Genomic DNA, 19,420 nt, shown 5'->3' on the forward strand with positions numbered 1-19,420 from the left:
CCTGCGCGCCCTGAGCGACGCGCCCGAGGGCAGCCGGTGCTCCGGCGCGCCCGCCCTCCGTCGCGCGGCGCCGTCGAGCGCCTGACCCGTTCCCACGGTCGCGCCCGAACCCCCTCACGCCCGCACGCACACCTGCACCCAAGGACTTCGAACCATGAGGCGATCCACGCCCGGCCTCGGCCGCGGCACGGCCACGATCCCCGTCTTCGCCAGCCCCTCCGGGCGGCGTTGGCGACGGCTGCGCGCCGTCCTGCTGACGCTGCTCCTCCTCGCCGTCGGCTTCGCGGTCGTCGCCGTCCCGAGGATCCTGGCCGCGCCGACCCTCGCCGGTGCGCCCGTCCCCGCCGGCCCCACGCCGGAGGACGTCGGCGACGACGCCCCGATCATCGGTGCCGGCCCGCTGGTGCGGGTGGTCGAGGTGCTGCGCGCCGACGGCGAGACCTACGCGCAGGAGCCGTTCACCGGCGAGGTGGTCGGGCGGCTGGACCGCGACGAGCTTCGGACCGTCGGCGACGCCGACTACGCCCTGCAGTTCTACGGGTACGGCCCGCACGTCCACCGGACGATCTCGCTGACCTTCGACGACGGCCCCGACCCGCGCTGGACCCCGCAGCTGCTGGACCTGCTCAGCGAGAACGGCGTGCCCGCGACCTTCTTCGTGACCGGCGAGCAGGTGGCCAAGAACCCGGCGATCATGCAGCGGATCGTGCGGGAGGGCCACGCGCTCGGGAACCACTCGCTGTCCCACGTCGACGTGAGCGACGCGACGGCCTTCCGGGAGAAGCTCGAGCTCGCCGTCGCCGACCGGATCATGCGGGCGCAGACCGGCCAGGCCGCGCCGTTCTTCCGGCTGCCGTACGAGAGCCCCGACGAGGAGACCGTCCGCGAGGACACCACCGGCATCCTCCGGGCCCAGCAGCTGGGCTACACGGTCGCCTCGCACGACTTCGACACGCTGGACTGGGCACACGCCAGCGGCGAGGAGCCCGGCCCCATCGAGATGCCGCCCCTGGGCGACCAGGACAACATCACGATGCTGCTGCACGACTCCGGCGGCGACCGGTCGATGACCATCGCCTACGTCGAGGACCTCATCGCCGAGGCGAAGGCGGCCGGCTACTCGTTCACGACGATGCCGCAGTCCCAGCCCTCGATCGACACGGTCACGGGGGTGTCGGTCAGCCTCTGGGACCGGTTGGCGCTGTGGGGCGCCGAGGTGCTGTTCGTGCTGCCGCCGGACCTTCTCTACGTCCTCTTCGTCGTCGCGCTGGTCACCATGCTCGGCTTCGGCCTGTTCAACGCCGTCCTCGCCGTCGCCCGGGCGAAGCGGCGGATCCGGCCGGTGAACATGGGCCGGCCGCCGGTCAGCGTGCTCATCGCCGCGTTCAACGAGGAGAAGGTGATCGCGCGGACGCTGGACTACCTGCTGGCGTCGAAGTACCCGATCGGCGAGATCATCGTGGTCGACGACGGCAGCACCGACGGCACGTCCGCCGCGGTGCGCTCGGTCGCCGACCGCGACGAGCGGGTGCGGCTCATCCGGCAGGACAACGCCGGGAAGTGGGCCGCGCTCAACAACGGGTTCGCCGAGGCCCGGCACGAGTTCGTGGTCACGCTGGACGCCGACACCCTGTTCACGCCGACGACCGTGGCCCGGCTCATGGAGCAGTTCCACTCCCCGCGGGTGGGCGCCGTCGCCGGCGTCATCAAGGTGGGCAACTACTCCACCAACGTCATCACCCGGTGGCAGGCGCTGGAGTACGTCACCCAGATCGGGCTCGAGCGTGCCGCCGGCGCCCTGCTCAACGCGGTGATGGTGGTGCCCGGCGCGTGCGCGGCCTGGCGCAAGGCCGCCGTCCTCGAGGCCGGCGGGTACGACAACGCCACCCTCGCCGAGGACTGCGACCTCACCCTCGCCCTGCACCAGCACGGCTGGCAGGTAGAGCAGGCCGACCAGGCGGTCGCCTGGACCGAGGCGCCCGAGACCCTCGACGCCCTGCTCAGGCAGCGGGTGCGCTGGATGTACGGCACCATCCAGGCGGTCTGGCGGCACCGGAACATGCTGCTGCGGCCGCGCTACGGCTGGCTGGGCATGCTGTTCATGCCGATGACGGTGGTCACCCTCGTCGTCCCGCTGGTGTTCACCCCGCTGATCCTGCTGGGCGTCGTGCAGACCCTCGCCGATCAGGGCCCGCTCATGCTGGCGCTCTACTTCGGCCTGTTCGCGGTGGTCTACGGGCTGCTCGCGGTCATCGCGGTCAAACTGCTCGACGAGCGCGCCGAGCACCTGCTGATGGTGCCGGTGTACCGGCTGATCTACGAGCCGCTGCGGGTGTACCTGCTGTACGCCTCGCTGGGGACGGCGGTCCGCGGCATCCGGCTGGGCTGGGGCAAGCTCGCCCGCACCGCCCACATGGACGAGGTCGCCACGGCCACAGCCGCGGCGCCGCAGCCGGTGGCGGTGGGCACGTGATGAGCCACCACCGTCGCGACCCGCTGCTGTGGCTCGCGGTCGCCGCCGCGGTCGTCGTCCTCGTCGTCGGGGCCGTCGTCCTGCGGCCGCGGCTGTTCCCGGGCACCCAGCCGCTGGTCACCGCTGCCTGGCTGCCGGTGTGGGACGAGCGCGCCGCGGGGTCGCTCGAGACCGCACTGGACGAGGGCGGGCTGACCGAGGTCAGCCCCACCTGGGCGGCCGTCGCCCCCGACGGCTCGCTGTCGCTCACCCCGCCGCCGGCCGAGGTCCTCGACCGGCTGGCGGGGGAGGACGACGTCCTGCTGGTCCCGACCGTGCAGAACTTCAGCGGCGGGGAGTGGCAGGGGCAGGCGACCGCCGACCTGCTCGCCGACCCGGCACGGGCCGCCGACCACCGCGCCCAGTTGGTCGAGCTGGCGGTGGCCAACGACTGGGACGGCATCGACGTCGACTACGAGTCGCTGCCGCCCACGGCGGGCCCGCAGTACACCGAGTTCCTCGAGGGCCTGCGGGACGACCTGGACGCGCACGGTCTGCAGCTGACCGTCGCCGTCCCGGCCCGCACCAGCGACGACGACCCCACCGGCCTGGCCTACAGCTACCGGGTCATCGGGCAGATCGTCGACGAGGTGCGGGTCATGACCTACGACCACCACTGGAGCACCAGCGAGGCCGGGCCCATCGCCCCGGTCGAGTGGGTGCAGGACGTCGTCGACCACGCCGTCGACCGCGTCCCGAGGGAGAAGCTGATGCTCGGGTTGCCCACCTACGGCTACGACTGGGTCGGCGACACCGGCACCTCCCTCGCGGCCACCGACGCCGAGGCGCTGGCCGAACGGGTCGGCGCCGAGCCCCGGTGGGACGACGACGCCGCCGCGTGGACCTTCGCCTACGAGCAGGACGGTCAGCAGCACACGGTCTGGTACGAGGACGCGCGCTCGCTGCAGCGCAAGCAGGCGATCGCGGTCGAGGCGCGGCTGCGCGGCGTGGCGATCTGGAGTCTCGGCGGGGAGGACCCGCAGGTGTGGAGAACGGTGACGACCACTACGAGCAAGGGGGTGGAGCAGTGATGGCGCAGCGGGACCGGTACATCGACTTCCTGAGGACGTTCGCGCTGATCCGTGTGATGACCTATCACACGTTCGACTGGGCCTGGCTGCCCATGGCCTTCCCGGCGATGGGCATCATGTTCGCCCTCGGCGGGGGGCTGGTGGCCGCGTCGCTGGACCGCGCCGGCTCCGCCCGGTCGTTCTGGCGCAAGCGCGTGCGCCGGCTGCTGCCGCCCTTCTGGGTGTTCGGCGCGGTCGTCGTGGCCGCCATGTTCGCCGTCGGCTGGCGGGTCGAGAGCAGCATCAACACCTTCGACTGGAGCACCGCCTGGCTGTGGCTGCTGCCGCTGTCGGACCCGCCGTACTCCGCCGACGCCTTCGACTGGGTCGTCCCGCTCTGGTACATCCGGGTCTACCTGTGGTTTATCCTGCTCAGCCCGGCGATGCTGTGGCTGTTCCGCCGCTGGCCGCTGCGGATGATGGCGGTCCCGCCGGTCGTGCTGATCGTGACCGTCCTCGGCCTGGTGGAGCTCGGCGGGCGCACCTACGACAACATCGTCGAGCTGTCGATCTACGCCTGCTGCTGGATGATCGGCTTCGCCCACCACGACGGGAAGCTGCGCGCGCTGCCGCTCAAGCGCACGCTGCTCGCCGGGGTCGCGCTGGTGGGCATCGGCCTCTGGTACGCCTTCACGCACCAGGAGCAGTACGGCACGTACAACATCGACGACGTCCCGCTGGCCAACATGCCCTACTGCCTGGGTGCCGTGCTGATCCTGCTGCGGATCTACCCGAGGTTCACCTGGCTGGACCGGCTGCCGACGTTGGGTGCGATCGTGTCGCTGTTCAACAGCCGGGCGATGACGATCTACCTGTGGGGCAACGTCGCGATCGCGATGGCCCCCGTCGTCCTGGCCCACACCCCGATCTCCGGGTGGGACACCGACGACGCCCGCGGCATGGTCGTCGAGTACATGACCGCGTGGGCGCTGATCTTCGTCGCCGTCCTGGCCGTCGGGTGGGTCGAGGACGTCGCGGCGGCGCGGCGGCCGCGGCTGCTGCCGTGGGACCGCGTCCGCACGGCCGTCCCGGTGCCGGCACCCCGTCCGGTCGCGGCCGAGCCGCGGCCGGTCACCTTCGCCGACAACGTGGCGCAGGCGCTGCCGGCCCGGCCACGGGTGTCCTTCTCGGACAACGTGGCCCGGGAGGTGCCGGCCGCCGAGCAGCCGGCCGCACGCTCGGCGGAGCGGCCGGTGGGGGAGGTGCCTCTGCCGCGGCTCGTGCGCGACTACGGGCGCCGGGTCAGCCTGCCGGACGTCTCGGTGCCCGAACCGCGGGGCGGGGTGTGACCGCCGTCCGCCGCCGGTGACCTCCCGCCCGGGTGCGCCTGCCAGCACGGGGGTGGCCGGCCGTGCACCCGGGCGGGACTGCGGACGCCGGCTGGGCGCCGCCGCGGATCAGCCGCCGGCGCTCAGCCGGTCGTCCAGCCGAGGAGCTGGTCGGCCGGCCAGGTGTTGACCACCCGCTCCACCGGGACGCCGACCTCCACCGCGCGCTCGCAGCCGTTGCCCTGCCAGTCCAGCTGACCGGGGGCGTGGGCGTCGGTGTCGATCGCGAACTCGCAGCCCAGCTCGACGGCGAGGGCGAGCAGCCGCAGCGGCGGGTCCAGCCGCTCGGGCCGGGAGTTGATCTCCACGGCGGTGCCGTGCTCGATGCAGGCCCCGAACACCGCCTCGGCGTCGAACTCGCTCTCCGGCCGCGGCCGCTGCCGGCGTCCCTCCCGCTGTTCGCGGGGGATCAGCAGCCGGCCGGTGCAGTGGCCGAGGACGTCGGTGTGCGGGTCGGCCACGGCGGTCAGCATCCGCTCGGTCATCGCCGCCCGGTCCGCGCGCAGGTCGGAGTGCACGCTCGCGACGACGACGTCCAGCCGGCCCAGCAGCTCGTCGGTCTGGTCCAGCGAGCCGTCGAGGTTGATGTCGCACTCGATGCCGGTGAGGATCCGGAACGGCGCCAGCTCCTCGTTGAGCTCCGCGACGACGTCCAGCTGCCGCTCCAGCCGCTCCGGGGACAGCCCGTTGGCGACCGTCAGCCGGGGCGAGTGGTCCGTGAGCGCCATGTACTCGTGGCCGAGGCCGATGGCCGCCTCGGCCATCTCCCTGATCGGGCTGCCGCCGTCGGACCAGTCCGAGTGCACGTGGAGGTCCCCGCGCAGCGCGGCCCGGAACTCGGCGACGTCGTCGGCCAGCGGCACGAGCTCGCCGTGGGCCTCCTCGAGCCGCGCCAGGTACTCGGGCACCTCGCCGGCGTGGGCCTGGACGATCGCCGCCCCGGTCTTGGGGCCGATGCCGCGCAGGTCGGTGAGGGTCTTCGTGCGGATCCGCCGGTCGAGCTCGTCGGGCCCGAGCGTGTCGACGACGGCGGCGGCGGTGCGGAACGCCGCGACGCGGTGCGTGGGCTCGCGGGCGCGCTCCAGGAGGAAGGCGATCCTCCGGAGCGCGGCCGCGGGTGGGAGGGGAGCGCTCAGCGGGAGGCCCTCTTCGCCCGCCGTTCCGCCTTCCTGTGCGCCTTGGCCGCGCGCTTCTGGGCCTTCGCGTAGCTCTTCTCGGTCGTGTCGGCCGCCCGCTTCGCCGCCCGGCGGGCCCGGTAGCCGACCGACGGCTTCCCCTCGGTGTCGACCGCGGCGATCAGCAGTCCGCCGAGCAGGCCGAGGTTCTTGAGGAAGTGGATCGTCTGGCCGGCCTTCTGCTGCGGGTCGTCGTGCTCCCAGAAGCGGTGTCCGGCCAGCGTCGTCGGCACGGTGCTCACCGCCAGCGCGGTGGCCGACAGCCGGGGCAGCTTGCCGAGGGAGAACAGGGCACCGGCGGCGACCTTCACCGCGGCGTCGATCTTGACCCACTGCTCGACGTCCCGCGGGACCTGCACGGGCAGCTGCTCGTCGGCCTTGGCGGTGATCGTGTCGACGACCGGCTTGGCGCCGGCCACCCGCGACTGCGGGTTGCGCAGGGTGTCGATGCCGCCGTAGACGAACGTCGAGGCGAGCAGGGGCCGGGCGATCCGGCGGACCAGCATGGGAGGACCTCTCTCATCGGGGACATTGGGTGCCCCGGTCGCGACCGGGACACCCCTGCTCGGACCGTAGTGAGCTCACCGCCACTCCGCCTACCGAGTCCCACGCCGCAGCGGCTGGTCGCCGTCAGTCGGTGCGGGAGCAGTAGACGGTGAGGCAGGCGCGCTTGCCGAAGGCGAACTCCGTGGCCCGCTCGCCGGTCTCGCCGTCGTAGGCCACCTGCTGCGGCCCCGAGCGGGACACCACGCGCACCTCGCGGACCTGCAGGTCGGCGTAGCCGGAGCTGCGGTCGCTGATGCCCAGCAGCGAGCCGAGGACGGCGCGGGTACGGCTGAACCGGACGTCGGCGCGCAGGTACTGGACGTCGAGCAGCCCGTCCTCCAGCCGCGGTCGCCAGGCGGGGGCCAGCCCGCGCGGGGTGTAGCGGCAGTTGCCGACGAAGAGGATCCAGACCAGCGCCGGGCGGCCGTCGATCAGCAGCGACACCGGGGTCCCGTGCCGGAGCGTGCGGGCGACGGCCACGGTCATCGCCGCCCACTTGCCCATCCGCCCGGCCAGCGCGTCCCGGCGGCGCACCATCTCGGGATAGCTGCCGAGGCTCGCGGTGTTGAGGAACGGCGTCCCGTTGACCTCGGCGACGTCCACCTCGACGGCCTGCCCGGCGGCCACCGCCTCCGCGGCGTGCTCGAGGGTGTGCACGCCGACGTCCCGGGCGAAGTGGTTGAGGGTGCCGGCCGGCAGCACCGCCAGCGGCAGGCCGTGCTCGACGGCGACCGCCGCGGCGGCCGCGACGCTCCCGTCGCCACCGGCGACGCCCAGTGCCCGGGCCCGTCCCGAGCGCGCGGCCTCCGCCAGCAGCTCGGCGACACCGGTCTCCGGCGTGGTCTCGTGGACCTCGGCGCGGGGCAGCAGCCGCCGGACGTCCTCGGCGGGGTGGTACCCGTCCGGGCCCGACCGCGGGTTCACCGCGACGACCAGCCCCTCCCCCTCGGGCAGCGCCGGCGCCGACCGCGCCGGTCGGACCCGCGCCGGGGTGGTCGGACGCACCGCCCACCAGTGCCGGCCGGCCGTGGCGACCGCCGCGCCCACGGCCAGGCCGGCGACGACGTCCCCCGGGTAGTGCACGCCCACGTGCACGCGGGAGTAGCCGACCGCCAGGCCCACCGGCGCGAGCGCCGCCCCGGCGAGCGGGCTCTCCATCGCCACGCCCGTGACGAACGCCCCCGCCGACGCGGCGTGCCCGCTGGGGAAGGAGTGGGTGGTCAGCGGGTGGTGCAGGAGCTTCTCCAGCGCGTGCCCGGCGAGGTCGGGACGGCGCCGGCTGAACACCTGCTTGAGGACGGCGTTGACCACGGTGCTGGACACCGCCAACGACCCGAGCCCCCGGATGGCGGCCCGCCGCAGCGCGCCGCGACGCAGGCCGAGCAGCAGGCCGATCGCCATCCAGAGCCGGCCGTGGTCGGCGGCGGTGGTGAGCCGGCGCAGCCAGCGGTCGGCCGGCGAGTCGGGCAGGCCCCCGACGAGAGAGTGCAGGCGGGCGTCCCAGTGCCGGGCACTGCGCATGCCGCTGGACGCTAGCGGTTGTGGAGTGGATCCGTCGGGGTGATGGCGACGGATCCACTCCATCAGGTCCTGCGGCGGGCGCGGTAGGCGGCGACGGTCGAGCGGCTGGCGCAGGTGTTGGAGCAGTAACGGCGGCTGGCGTTGCGCGAGGTGTCGACGTAGACGTTGTCGCAGCCCTCGGCGGTGCACACGCCCAGCCGCTGCCACCCGTGCTGGACGACGACCTGCGACAGGCCCATCGCCACCGTCGTCGTCAGCTGCTCCAGGGCCGAGGCGTCCGCGCGGGCGTAGTGCAGGTGCAGCTCGCCGTCGTGGTCGGTCGCGTACGGCTGGGGCGAGGCGAGGGCGAGCAGCGCGTTGAGCCGCTCGATCACCTCCGGCTGGGACCCGGCCACGGCGACCGCGCGCACCAGATCGGCGATCTCGGCGGCCTGCGTGGCCTCGGCGGGGGAGAGGTCGAGAGCGGTGCCCGGCTCGAACCACTCGTCGTGGGCGCGCAGGAAGGCGGCAAGCCAGTCGGCGTCCCGGTCGGCGTTGGCCAGGTCGATGGCCAGCTCGACGGCGCTGGACCCGTAGGTGTCGTAGTCCATCAGGCTCCCCGGTCCCCTCCGGCCCCGCGCGACACGTAGGTGGCGTATGTCATTTGACTCCCTACCGCCGCGTCCCTAACCTGTAGGTGGCCAACAGAGTTTGGCCCCCTACTCTTCCTCATCTGCTCGTCCGAAGTGGGTTCGTCGTGCGTTCGTACCTCAGCGTCTGGCGGCTGCCGTCCGCCCCGGTGCTGCTCGTGGCCGGTTTCGCCGGCCGGCTGCCGTCGGCGATGGTCCCGCTGGGGCTGCTGCTCATGGTGCAGCAGCAGACCGGTTCCTACGCCGTCGCCGGCGTCGCGTCGGCCGCCTACGGCCTGGCGATGGCGGTCATGGCGCCGGTCCTCGGCCGGCTGGCCGACCAGCGCACCCCCCGCCCGGTCCTCCTCGCCCAGGCCGCGGCCTACCCGCTGCTCCTGACGCTGCTGGTCGCCGTCGTCCTCGGTGGTGCGCCCACGGCCGCGATCGTGGCCGCCGCCGCCCTCGCCGGGGCGGCGACGCCGCTGGTGTCGGGCACCGTCCGGGCGCTGTGGTCGCGGGTCGACCCGCGGGTGCGCACCACCGCCTTCGCGCTCGACGCCACCGCCACCGAGCTGGTCTTCGTCGCCGGCCCCACCGTCGTGGCCGCGCTCGCCGTGCTCGCGGCCCCCGCGTGGGCGCTGGGCGTCGCCGGGGCCCTGGCCGTGGCGGGTGCCGTCGGCATCGCGACGTCCCGGGCGATGCGTGGCTGGGTGCCCGCGCCGGCCGCCGAGCGGGCGCACCCGCTGGCCACGGTGCTCACCCCCGGCATGCCCCGCCTGCTGGCCAGTGGTGCGGCGCTGATGCTCGGCTTCGGTGCCCTCGAGGTCGCCATCCCGGCGTGGGCGGACGCCGCGGGCACGCCGGGCATGTCCGGGGTCCTGCTGGCCCTGTGGTCGCTGGGCTCGGTCGCCGGCGGGCTGTGGTTCGGCGCCCGCGTGGTCAGCGTCTCCCTGCCGCGGCAGTACCGCTGGCTCCTGCTCGGCGTCACCATCGGCCTGGCCCCGCTCACCGCGGCGTCCGGCCCGTGGGTGCTGGGCGCGCTGCTCTTCCTGGGCGGGACGGCGATCGCGCCGACCCTCACCGTGCAGAGCTCGCTGGTCGGCACGCTGGCCCCCGCGCACGCCACGACCGAGGCGTTCACCTGGCTGTCGACGATGGCCACCGGCGCCTCCGCGATCGGTGCGGCGCTGGGCGGCGCGCTCATCGACGGTCCGGCCGGGGTCTCCGGCAGCCTGCTGCTGGCCGTCGCCGGGGCCGCGCTGGCGGTGACCGTCACCCTGCTGCCCGGCCGGCGACGGGTGGCAGCCGAGCCGGTCGCCGCCTGATCGACGGGCCGGGGGAGGGCCCCCGTGAACCGCCGTCCGAGGCGCTGGTAGTGTCTCTCCTCGGTGGTTCCGGGGGGACTCGGACCCCGGGAGGCTTCGCCTAGTCCGGTCTATGGCGCCGCACTGCTAATGCGGTTTGGGTTAATCCCCATCCCGGGTTCAAATCCCGGAGCCTCCGCGCACGACAACTGAACACCAGGCACCCGTAGCTCAACGGATAGAGCATCTGACTACGGATCCCGTGCTCCGCAGCGCCCGGTCCCCGACCGGGCGTTTCTGCGTTCAACCGCCGTCATGGCGGCGTTCCCGCAGCTCACCGCTCAGTGTCGGCCCCGTCGGCGGCCCGGCGACCGGCCGCGCGTGCCGTCACCGCAGTCGCCGGATGACGCGGCGACGACCTCCGTCCGGCCCGCCGGACACAGATCCACCCGTTCCGCCGGACACAGCCCGGGTCCCGGAGTGTTCGGCCACTCCCAGCGGCGATTGCGCACCGGATGTCGTCGCGGACCGGTCGGCTGCGTGTTCCACCCCGCCCCGACGCTGCAGCCGTGGATCCCCGGCACCAAGCCGGTCCGGGTCACCCCGCCCCGGCCGCGGCGCAAGCCCGCCGAGGGCACGCCGCCGGCCGCCCCGCTGGAGCTGCCCGTCCTCCCGCCGCGCCGGGTGCTCCCCGCGCCGGCCGCGGCGCCGGACGGCACGCCCTCGGCGGCCGCGCCCGGCCCGGCTCTGGCGCCGGCGGCGCCGACCGCCGGCGCACCGGACCCGTCGACCGCGGCCGGCCCGGCGGGGGAGGCGCTGCTCGCCGCCGGCGTCACGCTGTACCGGCGCGAGACACTGCTGGCCCGGTGGGACCTCGACGAGGCCGAGTTCTCCGCGCTGGTCGACGGCGGCGGGCTGCTCACCGTGCCGCTCGACACGGTGACCCGGTACGTCCCCGCCGCCGCCGTGCCGACCCACCTGCGGTCCGCTGCCGTCGTCCCCCCGGCGGCCGCGGCGTGAGCGGCGCCGAGTGGGCCGGCCCGTACTGCTCGGCGCAGGCCGCCGACGGCGCCGCGCTGGCCTGGGACCCGCTGGCCGGCGGCCGCCCGCCGCGTGACGCGGTGCGGTTCGTCGTCCGCTGGCGGGTCACCGGCTTCGCCCACCCCCGCAAGCGCACCTTCACCGACCCGGCCGCGGCCGCCGACTGGGCGCGGCGGATCGCCGCCGCCCGACTGCTGCGCGCGCCCCGCGACGAGCGGGGCTGGCCGATGCCCGATGCCGCTAGCGGCACCTCGCGCGGCCGCCCCGGCGAGGATGCCCCCAGGGAAGCCGACGAGGGCCCCCTCGGGCAGGCCGCCGGTCCTGCCCCGGGTCCGGCCACCGGCGCCGGCTCCTCGCGCGGTGTGACGCCTGGGACCGGTGAGCCGCCGGCCGGTGACGACCGTCACCGGCCATCTGGCCGCTCCTCCGCGAGACGGGCCGATGACCTGCATGAACGCGGACACGGCCGTGCTGACGCGGGTGCGGACCCCGCGAGCGCACCGGCGATCTGGTTAGCTTCTTCCCACATGCCTTCACGCATGGAACCCGGGGCGGAGCTGGGCCCGGACATCGCCAGCTACATCGACGACGAGCTCATCGTCGTCAACCTCCCGTACTGGGAGCAGACGAACCAGGACCGCTGGTGGATCGACCAGCTCCGGTTCGTCCAGGCCGTCTTCCGCTACCGGGACGGCGACCCCCGGATCGCCCGGTTCGGCGTCGCCGCCGGTGACAGCATCCACTTCCGGCTGCTCGGCCACGCCGACCTCAACACGGCGCTGCAGATCCGACGGACGACCAACCTGCGCAACGCCCACCAGAACCGGCAGCGCCGCGAGGCCTACGAGCGCAAGCTCGCCGAGTACGAGGCCAAGCTCGCCGCCTGGCAGGCCCGCAGCGCCCCACGGGGTCGCAAGCCGGTACGACCCTCCGAGCCGAAGCGGGCGCCGGAGACCTCCGACGGGCAGGTGCTCATCGGCGAGAACACCGAGAACCGGTTCCGGATGGCGCTGTCCTTCGTCTTCGACCGCGCCTTCGACGCGGGGCTGTTCCCGCCCGGCCCCAACCCGTACCGAATGTGGAATCCGCGCGGCTCCGGTGGCCGTCACGCCGCCCGCCGTAGTCCGTTCCGCAAGCCGACCCGGCACACCGCCGGGGAGCGCGACTACCCCGGCCTCGGGTTCTGGATCGACCTCGGCGACGACTTCGCCAGACGTGGCCGGCGCGTCGCCGAAGGCGTCCACAGCGGCGAGCGCTACCGGATCCTTCCGCTCGTCGATGTGCAGGTGGCTCCCCGTCCCGGCGAGCTGATCCGGCTGCGCGACCAGCACTTCCGCCCGGACCTGGGCAACGTGCTGATCGAGAACGAGGACGGGCACCTCAAGGCCCGCGAGGTGGGCGCGACGCGCACCGCGCCGCTGAGCGCGCTCGTCGCCGCGCTCGTCGAGCAGCACGTCGCCGCCGGCCTGGCCGGCCCCGACGGCACGCTGTTCCTCTCCCCGGAGGGGATGGAGCTGGATTCGACCAACTTCTACGAGCACTACCTGCGCCCCGGCATCGCCGACCTGTGCGGGAAGGGCAAGCTCTGGCCGGAGTTCCCCGCGCTGGCGCGGGCGACGTTCTACGACCTGCGCAAGGCTGGCATCACCACCTGGGTGGTGCACGGCGCCGACACCTACGAGGCGTCGACCTGGTCCGGTGACACCGAGCACGAGCTGCTGCGCAGCTACCGCGGCGTTCACCAGGGCCGTGGCCGACGCGCCGTGTGGAAGGACATCGACCACACGGTGGAGCAGGCCCTGCTCGAGGCTCCACCGCGCGGCAACGGCCGGCTCGCGCGGCACATCCGCTCCTGGCTCGGGCTCAAGTAGCCGCAACGTGCTCGCGTGCCCCGGGCATGGCCGGCAGGACGCATGACGCAGCACCGGTCCGGCGACGCGGCTGTCGCCGGACCGGTGCTGTACTTGGAGGCAGTGGGGCAGCCAGCGCCGGTGACCCGGCAGCGCCGCGGCGAACGCGGCGAACGCGGCGACCGACTGGCCGTTCATCGCGTCGACGACGAGCAGCACCTCGTCGGCGGCGACGACCTCGAGCACCCGGGCGGCCTGGACCATCAGGTCGGCGTCGACGGTGACCCGCCCGGCGGTGTCGACGATGACCACGTCGTGCCCGCCGGCGGCCGTGGCCGGACCGGGAAGCGGTGCGGCACCGCGGCCGCTCTACCGTGCCGGGCGTGACCGCCGACGACCGCACTGCCCGGGACGAGGTGCTCATCGCCCATCAGTGACTGCGCCGGCTGGCGAAGGAGCACGGATTGAGCCAGCCGCGGGTCGATACCGCCGGTGCCGTCGTCATCACGCTGCTCGCTGCCGACCGCGGCTACGGGACGCTGAAGCGGTTCGCGGTGGTCGGCTGCTGGGCAACTTCGTCGCGGACGACGCCCCGGCGCCGTCGGGGGACACCATGCCGCTGTAAGCATGCCCGGGAGCGATTCCGAGTGATGTGCCGCCCGGACCTCGGCGCGCGGGTCAGCGGTCGGTCGGCTCGGCTCGGGTCAGCGCGCGGTAGCGGGCGTAGAGGCTGCTCCAGGCCATGAGGTCGTTGATGGTCTCCGGCAGCGCGCAGTTTGGATCATGGAAGGCCGCGGCCTCGGTCAACCGGTCGCTGGGCAGTCCGTAGCGCTCCTCGAAGCCGCGCAGCCGGGCGCGGATGGCGGCGGGGACCCGGCGGTCCACCAGCGGCGGCAGCGGCCTGGTCACTCTGTGGGCGGCGATCGGGTCAGGTCGGCCCTCGCCGGCGGCGAACTCGGCGTAGCTGCGCGCCACCAGCGCGGCGTACTCGTCCCCTGACAGCTCCGCCAGCCTGGCGGCGGCGGCCTGCAGGTTCGGCTCGGGCTCGCTCACGGCCCCATCGTGCGCCCCCGCCCGGGCCGGCTCAACCTTCCCGCCGGTGCCCGCGCCGACCGCCGGCGACGGGCGGGCGGCCCCTCTGCGGCGCCGGGTCAGACCCCGGCACTGTCCGCCAGGCGGCTGGCCAATGCCAGGCCCACCCCGCGCCGGCTCGCCGCCGGTAAGGAGCCGATGTGAGCGGGGATGTGCTCCGGCAGACGGTGGGCCTGGCGCAGGGTGGACCCCGGCCTGCTCACTCAGCGACATTCGGGCAACGACCCGCCCTACGCGCATGAGGACCACCGACGCGAGCCGGCCGGCGGCGACGTGCTCGGCATCGGACAGCCGCACGAGCGGAACATGAGGGTTTCGCTTCTGTCGACTCCGCGTGTCACCATCTTCGCGGCGCCGTCATCCATGAGGGGACCGGCGCATTCATGGGGGTTCCACCTAATGCGTTCGCGACTGTCTGTTCTTGCCGTGCTCGCTGTCGGGTTGCTCGCCGGTTGCGGCACCGACTCCGAGGCTGCCGCTCCGACGGCAGTTCCATCGCCGGCGGCCTCGGAGTCGGCGGCCGACGTCTGGGTCGGCCCGTCGGGGTTGGAACTCGAGTCCGAGGAAGCGGCACGGGGTGCGCTAGAGGCGGCACGCGCCGAGGCCGAGCGTGTCGCCGCCGAGGCGGCAGCGCGGGCCGCTGCCGAGGCCGCAGCGCAGCAGGCGGCCGCAGCGGCGGCCGCCCGGGAGGCGGCGGAGGCGGCGGCACAGCGAGCCGCGGAGGAGGCGGAGCAGCAGGCGGTCATCGAGGCCGAGGGCGGCTGTCCATCCGGCTGGTACTTCGACGACTACCTGGGCTGCACCCAGGTCGACGCCGGTATCGGCGACTCCTATGTCGACGGAGACGACGGCTACGTCTCCTCCGACCTCGAGGTCCGCTGCTCAGACGGCACCGCCACCGTCGAGGAGTGCTTCGGGCCGGGCTCGGACCTCAACGGCAACGGCATCGCCGACATCAACGAGTAGGCCCGGCCCCACGCCGCGCGGTCCGCGCCCGGGCGGCTCCGCTGCAGCGCTGTGGTACGGCGACATGCCGTGGATTCGGGCGGACGGCCGTCACATCGTGCGGCGATGACCCGCTGCGGACGGAGTGGCCACCGGACACCACCGCCCACGTCCGGCGCTCCGGCCGTGGGCGGTGGGACGGGGATGTTCGAGGGCGGTCGGCTACCGGAGATGATCGGCGGTCACCACAGCGCTTGCTCGCGGGCGGCGGCCGCGTGCGCGTAGGTCGGCAGCCAGGAACCGACAGGGCTGGTGAGCGCGGCACCCCACGGGCCGCCGGGCAGCCGCGCCCACACCGCGGCCACGGCGTGCCCGGTCACGTCGGCGTCGGCGGCGCTCATCGCGGGCCGCACCGTGGTGAGGGCGGCGCAGACGGCGGTGAGCCGGTCGGCGATGACCGCGGTGCGCACCGCGGACGGGTCGATGGCGAAGTCGAAGGCGAGGCTGCCGTAGAGCTTGGTGGCGTCGCCACGCTTGGCGTCGGTGAGCACGACGACCGGGATCGGCGTGCCGGCCGAGCCGAGCAGCGCCGCGCCGAGAACCTGCGGAGCGGCGAGGTAGCCGCCGGCGTCGCCCACGGTGTGCGCGGCCTGGCAGGTGGCGCCCGGGCAGGTGGTCGGGGTGCACTGCACCGGCGGGACCACGAACCCCGGCTGCGGAATCAGGACGCTGGCGCGCACGCCGGTGTCGTACATGCCGATCGTGGCGCGGCCCCACTGTCCAGCGGCGCCCTCGGGCTTGGCCTCGACGCTGAGCAGCGGCATGTCGTGGTGGGTGCAGCCGGGGTCGGTGCAGCGGACGTACCAGTCGACGACGCGGGAGCACCACACGAGCTCGGTCGCCGCGGCGCAGGCCGGGCAGGTGACCGGTGCGCCGAAGAAGTGCTCGAGCCACAGCTCCTCGGTGCCAGGCACCCGGGCGGCGGCGGTGACCAGCGCCTGCCAGTCGTCTTCGAGGATGTGCCAGTCGGGGCCCTCGATCCGCTCGACGGCGCGGGCGGTCTTCTCGGCGAGCACGTCGGCGGTGAGCGTCCGCTCGGCGGCGGCCGACAGCGGCACCGAGGTCCACGACGCGGTGGTGGGCGGGGGAGGGGGCGTGGCGGTGGTCATCTCGGCGCTCTTCCGTGCGGGCCGCGGGCGGGCGATTGAGGCATCTCCGGGGAGGTGACGGGAGGCGGCGGTCCTCACGAAGCGCCGCCTCCCGCCTGACCGTGGCAGCGTGCCGCCGGCGGCCCCGGCGGCACTCGCCCGACACGCGGAGCGCATCACCCGGCCTGCGGGGCCGACGGGGCGCTGCGGCACGCTGGTCACCGCCGCAACGGGGCGGCGGCAGGTCCAGGCGGAAGGCGGCAGCCGCGGCCGGCTTGGGACCGCGTGTCCGGCGGCTACGCGTTCGACGGCACGGCTCGCCGTGGCTGCTGGTAGGCAGCTTGTCGGGCGCATGCTCGCCCGGGCGAGCTTCAGCCGCGGGCTGATGCGTCTGGACTCCCTGTTGCGGCGTGCCGGTGTGACGCCCCATACGGCAGGGGCAGGACGAAGCCACCGGCTCAGGCAGCGGCGGCGTCCTCGCCAGGCGACAGGGCGCGGTGCGCGGCTTCGGCGGCCTCCTGCTCGGCGGCCTTCTTGGTGCGCCCGGTACCGCGGCCGTAGACGACGCCCGCGAGCAGCACCGTGGCGGTGAAGGTCTTGGCGTGGTCGGGGCCCTCGTCGGCGACGTTGTAGACGGGGGCGCCCAGGCCGCGGGCGGAGCCGAGCTCCTGCAGGCTGGTCTTCCAGTCCAGACCGGCGCCGCGAGTGGCCGCCTCGCTCAGCAGCGGGTCGAACAGCCGGTGCACCATCGCGGCGGCTGCGTCCAGGCCTAGGCCGACATGCACGGCGCCGATGAGCGCCTCCATCGTGTCGGCGAGGATCGAGTCCTTCTCCCGCCCGCGGCCGGTGTCCTCGCCACGGCCGAGCAGCAGGTGCGGGCCTCGGCGGTCGGCTCGTCGGGGCTCTGGCCCACGGGCGCGCCTACGTGCGGTTCGACGGCGTGCAGGTGCCAGCGGGGGCCGCCGTCGAGCTGGCTGCCCGTGTCGCCCGGGACTGGCCGGCGTCCGCGGGGCGGGCGGCGGCGTTGGCCGCCGCCGCCGCGGAGGCATGGACCGGTTGGGAAGCGACGTCTGCGTACTGGGTGGGGACCGGTGCCGCTGTGCTCCAGGGCGCCGTGCCGACTGGGGTGACCGTGATCGGCCTCTGGTGGGACTAGCCGGCCGCACCGGCCAAGATGCCGCACGCGGTCAACGGATGATCCGGTCGCAGCAGCCGTCGTGCACCGGCCGCTCGTCCTCTGTCCAGCACTCCTCGCAGAGGTCCCACGGCCGAACGGCGCCACCGCAGATCTCGCACAAGGCCCAGTCGTCGCGATGGCGCAGGGGGGTGACCAGGAGCCGGTGTGGTCTATGTCGGTCATGGCAGGCACCCGCAGCAGTGAAACGGCCGGATGGCCAGGATGCCTGTCGGCGGCCGACCGACGTCGGCCGAAGTGCACACGGCCAGACGGCAGCGGGCAGGGGCTGCGCGGGACATCGTTTCACCGGGGGGTGGTCCCGGGCCCGTCGTGACGACGGGCCCGGGACCGGCGCTGGCACCAGCGCCGCCCCCGGTGACAGCGGGGGCGGTGCCTGCGGCCGGCGCGGCGGCCGGGTGGTGGGACCACTCCGCCGCAGCCTGCGCCGAATCTGGTGCGCCGGAGGCACCGGACGCGGCTGATGTTGTCATCGTCAGGACAGCAGTCGTTCTTGAGCCGGGTGCCCTTGACCACCCGTACGGGGAACGGCAGGCAGAAGGCGTTCGTGGCGGCCAGTCGCGGCGCGTTGCATGCCGGCGGGTCGGGTGGCCGTTCAGGCGGTCAGGAGCTCTTTCAGCTCGACGGTGCTCAGTCGCTGGCCCGGATCGGCGACGTCGCCGATGAAGCGGACCTCCTCGCGCTCGAGCACCTCGCGCACGGTGTCGGTGCGGGTGGGGTCGGACCAGCGGAAGCCGGAGGCGGGGCTGCCGGTGTCCTGGAGCACCCGCCAGGCGTGCTCACAACGGGAGCAGGTGGTCACGTGCCGGCCGAGTGGCTGCGGGGCGGTGCCGACGAGTTGGGCGATGTCGCCGTAGCTGGCCCACCGCCCCTCTGGCAGGGCGGCCAGCAGCCGGTGCAGCCCGGCGGCGTCGAATGTGCTGGGGCTTCCGCCGGTGCCGGCGAGTTCCGCCAGGGAGCGCCCGTCGGGGATCACGACGTGCTGGGTAGCGGCCCCGGCCGGTGCCGCCGCGCCGGCCTGCTGGTACAGCCAGCGGACCAGCCCGGTGACGCTGAAGCTGCCCGCGGTGTGTACGCCGGCGGCGTCCTCGCCGGTCCACCGCAGCGGCTTCTGCGGGGCGCCGGACCACACGGCACGGTCTCGGTCGCCGACGGCCGCCCACGCGGTGAACACCTCGGCATCGGGGCCGGCGGCCAAGACGCGCAGCTCCGTGCCTGCCTCCAGCGCGCCGCTCGCGATGAGCTGCCGGACCGCCGGTTCGGCACGCGCTGCGCGCCGGTCGGCCTCCTCCCGCTTCCGTTCGGCCAGCAGCGGCGACACGGTGAACTCCTCCACTGACGGCGTCGGGTACACCGCCGACACGCTGATCACCGGGCCGGCGTCGGTGGCGTAGGCGCGCACCGCGCGCAGGGCGATGTCCACACCCATCTGGCGCAGCCACACCGCGACCGCCGTCGTTGACGGGGTGAACCCGCCCGCCAGCAGCACGATCCGCGGCTCAGCCAGCGGCGCACCGGCGAGCCCACCGACGTCCTCGGCCAGGTGCGCCTCCAGCTGGGCGGTGGCTGTCTCGGCGTCGAGGACTTCGCCGGCCTGCTCCCGCCAAGCGCGGTACTCGGCGACCAGCGTCTCCGGGGTGAACCGCGAGCAGAATGCCGCGTACTTCAGCGCCTGCAGCTCGACGGTCTCCGGCGCCTCGTCGCGCTTGAGCTCGACGACGACCAGGTGCCCGTCCGGGTCCAGGGCCAGCACGTCGAGCCGGTCCCGCTCCCGGCCGCGGGCCGACGACCACCGGTCGCACTCACTGGTGATCACTAGCAGCGACCCGCCGAGCATCTCCGGGTGCGCGAGCACCCATTCCTGCAGGTGCTCGCGTTCCCGCAGCCCCGCCTCGGCCAGCGTGATCGGGGTGGCGCGCACCGCGGCCGCGCCGTCGACGGTGTACAGCAGCTCGTCCATCGGCCAGGGACGGTACGGCCCGCCTTGCCCCCGCGCGGCGTGGCAGGGGGCTCCCGGCGCGTCGTGCTGTGGCTCCCGCACCCGTCCGTCTGGGATAGGGGACACCCTCTGCGGCATCTTGCGGC

15 protein-coding genes and 1 tRNA gene are annotated in these 19,420 nt (G+C 74.4%); 8 read left to right on the forward strand and 8 right to left on the reverse strand.

The annotated features are described in order from the left end of the window. Positions 1-154 precede the first annotated feature (154 nt). The 3 genes from ACI78Q_RS00155 to ACI78Q_RS00165 are packed head-to-tail and all read left to right on the forward strand — an operon-like array spanning position 155 to position 4,871. A complete protein-coding gene (locus ACI78Q_RS00155) occupies positions 155-2,473 on the forward strand; it encodes a bifunctional polysaccharide deacetylase/glycosyltransferase family 2 protein (protein WP_456921259.1) in 2,319 nt (772 codons plus the stop codon). Continuing rightward, on the forward strand, positions 2,473-3,543 hold the full coding sequence (locus ACI78Q_RS00160; protein WP_456921260.1) for a glycosyl hydrolase family 18 protein: 1,071 nt from the start codon (positions 2,473-2,475) through the stop codon (positions 3,541-3,543). The genes ACI78Q_RS00155 and ACI78Q_RS00160 overlap by 1 nt, the downstream gene beginning before the upstream one ends. Next, the gene (locus ACI78Q_RS00165) at positions 3,543-4,871 is read left to right on the forward strand and encodes an acyltransferase family protein (RefSeq protein WP_456921261.1); all 1,329 of its coding nucleotides are present in this window, start codon (positions 3,543-3,545) and stop codon (positions 4,869-4,871) included. The genes ACI78Q_RS00160 and ACI78Q_RS00165 overlap by 1 nt, the downstream gene beginning before the upstream one ends. A 122-nt stretch (positions 4,872-4,993) precedes the next feature. On the opposite strand, the gene ACI78Q_RS00170 is transcribed toward ACI78Q_RS00165, so the two are convergent. From ACI78Q_RS00170 to ACI78Q_RS00185, 4 genes are all read right to left on the reverse strand, one after another. After that, on the reverse strand, positions 4,994-6,046 hold the full coding sequence (locus ACI78Q_RS00170) for a PHP domain-containing protein (protein ID WP_456921520.1): 1,053 nt from the start codon (positions 6,044-6,046) through the stop codon (positions 4,994-4,996). Continuing rightward, positions 6,043-6,591 carry a DoxX family protein gene (locus ACI78Q_RS00175; RefSeq protein WP_456921262.1) on the reverse strand — a complete coding sequence of 183 codons (549 nt, stop codon included), beginning with the start codon at positions 6,589-6,591 and terminating at the stop codon, positions 6,043-6,045. The genes ACI78Q_RS00170 and ACI78Q_RS00175 overlap by 4 nt, the downstream gene beginning before the upstream one ends. 124 nt (positions 6,592-6,715) lie before the next feature. After that, positions 6,716-8,152 (reverse strand): phosphatase PAP2 family protein, encoded by a 1,437-nt coding sequence (locus tag ACI78Q_RS00180; RefSeq protein WP_456921263.1) that lies wholly within the window; start codon positions 8,150-8,152, stop codon positions 6,716-6,718. 62 nt (positions 8,153-8,214) lie between these two features. Then, positions 8,215-8,742, reverse strand: a complete 528-nt coding sequence (locus ACI78Q_RS00185; protein ID WP_456921264.1) for a CGNR zinc finger domain-containing protein — start codon at positions 8,740-8,742, stop codon at positions 8,215-8,217. 146 nt (positions 8,743-8,888) lie between these two features. Here ACI78Q_RS00185 and ACI78Q_RS00190 point away from each other — a divergent pair, with 146 nt between their 5' ends. The 4 genes from ACI78Q_RS00190 (at position 8,889) to ACI78Q_RS00205 (ending at position 12,976) form a co-directional block, all read left to right on the forward strand. Then, positions 8,889-10,085 (forward strand): MFS transporter, encoded by a 1,197-nt coding sequence (locus ACI78Q_RS00190; protein ID WP_456921265.1) that lies wholly within the window; start codon positions 8,889-8,891, stop codon positions 10,083-10,085. 89 nt (positions 10,086-10,174) lie between these two features. Continuing rightward, a tRNA-Ser gene (locus tag ACI78Q_RS00195) sits at positions 10,175-10,263 on the forward strand. Positions 10,264-10,604: 341 nt separating this feature from the next. Next, the gene (locus ACI78Q_RS00200; protein WP_456921266.1) at positions 10,605-11,084 is read left to right on the forward strand and encodes a hypothetical protein; all 480 of its coding nucleotides are present in this window, start codon (positions 10,605-10,607) and stop codon (positions 11,082-11,084) included. A 548-nt stretch (positions 11,085-11,632) separates the two neighbouring features. Next, complete coding sequence (locus tag ACI78Q_RS00205) at positions 11,633-12,976, forward strand: hypothetical protein (RefSeq protein ID WP_456921267.1); 1,344 nt, start codon at positions 11,633-11,635, stop codon at positions 12,974-12,976. A 657-nt stretch (positions 12,977-13,633) separates the two neighbouring features. Here ACI78Q_RS00205 and ACI78Q_RS00210 read toward each other — a convergent pair. After that, positions 13,634-14,008 carry a hypothetical protein gene (locus ACI78Q_RS00210; protein ID WP_456921268.1) on the reverse strand — a complete coding sequence of 125 codons (375 nt, stop codon included), beginning with the start codon at positions 14,006-14,008 and terminating at the stop codon, positions 13,634-13,636. Positions 14,009-14,230: 222 nt separating this feature from the next. Between ACI78Q_RS00210 and ACI78Q_RS00215 the strand changes: the two genes are divergently transcribed. Then, a complete protein-coding gene (locus ACI78Q_RS00215) occupies positions 14,231-15,013 on the forward strand; it encodes a hypothetical protein (RefSeq protein ID WP_456921269.1) in 783 nt (260 codons plus the stop codon). A gap of 221 nt (positions 15,014-15,234) precedes the next feature. On the opposite strand, the gene ACI78Q_RS00220 is transcribed toward ACI78Q_RS00215, so the two are convergent. From ACI78Q_RS00220 to ACI78Q_RS00230, 3 genes are all read right to left on the reverse strand, one after another. Beyond that, positions 15,235-16,161, reverse strand: coding sequence for a hypothetical protein (locus tag ACI78Q_RS00220; protein ID WP_456921270.1), 927 nt, complete (start codon positions 16,159-16,161; stop codon positions 15,235-15,237). Between the two features lie 437 nt (positions 16,162-16,598). After that, positions 16,599-16,946 carry a putative dsRNA-binding protein gene (locus ACI78Q_RS00225; RefSeq protein WP_456921271.1) on the reverse strand — a complete coding sequence of 116 codons (348 nt, stop codon included), beginning with the start codon at positions 16,944-16,946 and terminating at the stop codon, positions 16,599-16,601. Positions 16,947-17,930: 984 nt separating this feature from the next. Next, the gene (locus ACI78Q_RS00230; RefSeq protein WP_456921272.1) at positions 17,931-19,295 is read right to left on the reverse strand and encodes a hypothetical protein; all 1,365 of its coding nucleotides are present in this window, start codon (positions 19,293-19,295) and stop codon (positions 17,931-17,933) included. Between the last annotated feature and the right edge of the window lie 125 nt (positions 19,296-19,420).

Source organism: Geodermatophilus sp. SYSU D00705, assembly GCF_054050135.1.

Excerpts from the sequence above, each read along its gene's own strand:
- ACI78Q_RS00155 (WP_456921259.1), top strand. The coding sequence starts at position 155 with ATGAGGCGATCCACGCCCGGCCTCGGCCGCGGCACGGCCACGATCCCC.
- ACI78Q_RS00160 (WP_456921260.1), top strand. The coding sequence starts at position 2,473 with ATGAGCCACCACCGTCGCGACCCGCTGCTGTGGCTCGCGGTCGCCGCC.
- ACI78Q_RS00165 (WP_456921261.1), top strand. The coding sequence starts at position 3,543 with ATGGCGCAGCGGGACCGGTACATCGACTTCCTGAGGACGTTCGCGCTG.
- ACI78Q_RS00175 (WP_456921262.1), bottom strand. The coding sequence starts at position 6,591 with ATGCTGGTCCGCCGGATCGCCCGGCCCCTGCTCGCCTCGACGTTCGTC.
- ACI78Q_RS00180 (WP_456921263.1), bottom strand. The coding sequence starts at position 8,152 with ATGCGCAGTGCCCGGCACTGGGACGCCCGCCTGCACTCTCTCGTCGGG.
- ACI78Q_RS00185 (WP_456921264.1), bottom strand. The coding sequence starts at position 8,742 with ATGGACTACGACACCTACGGGTCCAGCGCCGTCGAGCTGGCCATCGAC.
- ACI78Q_RS00205 (WP_456921267.1), top strand. The coding sequence starts at position 11,633 with ATGCCTTCACGCATGGAACCCGGGGCGGAGCTGGGCCCGGACATCGCC.
- ACI78Q_RS00220 (WP_456921270.1), bottom strand. The coding sequence starts at position 16,161 with ATGACCACCGCCACGCCCCCTCCCCCGCCCACCACCGCGTCGTGGACC.
- ACI78Q_RS00225 (WP_456921271.1), bottom strand. The coding sequence starts at position 16,946 with ATGGAGGCGCTCATCGGCGCCGTGCATGTCGGCCTAGGCCTGGACGCA.
- ACI78Q_RS00230 (WP_456921272.1), bottom strand. The coding sequence starts at position 19,295 with ATGGACGAGCTGCTGTACACCGTCGACGGCGCGGCCGCGGTGCGCGCC.